Below are 1,064 nucleotides of genomic sequence, written 5' to 3'. Positions count from 1 at the left end.
GGCTTCCACCGCGGCCAAGTCGTCGTTCTCGCAGGCGCCTTCCAATGCGCTGGTGCCGCCGCCCCCCGTCGCGGTCAAAAAAGACCCGAAGCTCGCCAACAACTGGAAAGCCAAGTCGGCTGCCGAGTTGACCGATGCCGAGGTGATCGCCATGCCCGACTCCGAGTACATGAATGAAAAGCAGATGGCGTTCTTCCGCCTGAAGCTGGTCGAACTCAAGCGCGGCATTCTCGAAAACGCCGGCGAAACCACCGAGCACCTGCGCGAAGACACCGTGGTGGTGCCCGATCCGGCCGACCGCGCCACCATCGAGGAAGAGCATGCGCTCGAGCTGCGCACGCGCGACCGCGAGCGCAAGCTGCTCAAGAAGATCGAGCAGTCGATCCAGCGCATCGATGCCGGCGACTACGGCTACTGCGACGAAACCGGCGAACCCATCGGCGTCGGCCGCCTGCTGGCGCGTCCCACCGCCACGCTGTCGCTCGAAGCGCAGCAGCGCCGCGAGCTCAAGCAGAAGATGTTCGGGGACTGAGCCAGCGGCCAAAGAAGAGAACCTGTTCGCCTCGAAACCTCGTCGATGCCAAAGGAAGAGTCGGGCCGCCTTTTTTCCAAGGTGGCGAAGTTCGTCCGCAATCCGCTCAAGGATTGGTCCGAGCTGAATGCGACTGCGGATTCCACGCTGCCCGAGCAGGCCTACAGCCGCGAAATGCTCAAGGAGATGATCGAGCGGCGCCAGCGCAACGATTTCGTTCGCCGGCGCGAGTTCGACATGCTGCGCAAGCTTCGCCAGCGCGAAGCCGCCGCCCACGCCTTCGAAGGAACGGTCACGCCGTCTTCCTTCAACCTGAACAGCACCACGGAAAAGTCCGAGGGGCGCGCGCTCACGCTCAAGAAGATCGACGAGATCGAGGAGCAGATGTCGCAGCAGTGGTGGAAGGGCCGCGGCCCCAACGGCGAGGTGCTGTCCAATGCGCCGCCCGATGCCGGCGCCGAGACCCTGCCGCCGCCCGTGGACGCGGCCGAGCTGGCCAGCCTGCTTGCCGCACCGGCCTACGGCTCCGCGC

The 1,064-nt window shown here is 65.3% G+C and carries 1 protein-coding gene and 1 pseudogene; both read left to right on the top strand.

The window, feature by feature from the left end:
• Window positions 1-532 (top strand): RNA polymerase-binding protein DksA (gene dksA, locus AC1DOC_RS34820; RefSeq protein WP_478131732.1); only part of this gene is annotated, 532 nt, incomplete at its 5' end.
• Window positions 533-577: 45 nt separating this feature from the next.
• Window positions 578-1,064, top strand: a pseudogene (locus AC1DOC_RS34815) (STAS domain-containing protein); the annotation flags it as partial.

The sequence above is a fragment of the Variovorax sp. 01T439_2 genome (assembly GCF_056398445.1).
The sequence above is the reverse complement of the archived record's forward strand: the minus strand, read 5'-3'. Positions and strand labels throughout refer to the sequence as shown.